The organism is Paenibacillus sp. F024 (assembly GCF_057814255.1).
In genome coordinates this window covers 1-472 of the sequence record NZ_JBVASZ010000100.1, presented here as the reverse complement: position 1 = coordinate 472, position 472 = coordinate 1, and the positions used below count along the sequence as shown (strand labels likewise).

At 46.8% G+C, this 472-nt stretch carries 1 tRNA gene and 1 rRNA gene; both read right to left on the bottom strand.

The features are described from left to right. Positions 1–206 precede the first annotated feature (206 nt). Positions 207–282: transfer RNA gene (locus tag ACZYR9_RS27555), tRNA-Ala, on the bottom strand. Positions 283–380: 98 nt separating this feature from the next. After that, positions 381–472 (bottom strand): 16S ribosomal RNA (locus ACZYR9_RS27550); the annotation flags it as partial.

Genomic DNA, 472 nt, shown 5'->3' with positions numbered 1-472 from the left:
CTAGGCATCCTCCGTGTGCTCTTATTAGCTTAACCAATGTGGTTTCCCACTTAGTTATAGATCAAAAGATCTAAGGATGATTCAGCATTTATTGCTTTGTTTCGATATCCAGTTTTCAAGGAACAAATCGGCTGCCGTTTTTGGCGGCAACGAATGATATTCTACCATATTGACGGGTTTCTTTCAAGTGTTCATTCTTGGAAGAATGGTGGAGCCAAGCGGGATCGAACCGCTGACCTCCTGCTTGCAAGGCAGGCGCTCTCCCAGCTGAGCTATGGCCCCTTACTTAGGAATGAAAACTCCATCAAAACTGAACAAATAAGAAACGAATGTGTATTATTTTAATGTCCGTCGCCCTGCAGACGACATGGACTCCATAGAAAGGAGGTGATCCAGCCGCACCTTCCGATACGGCTACCTTGTTACGACTTCACCCCAATCATCTACCCCACCTTCGGCGGCTGGCTCCTTG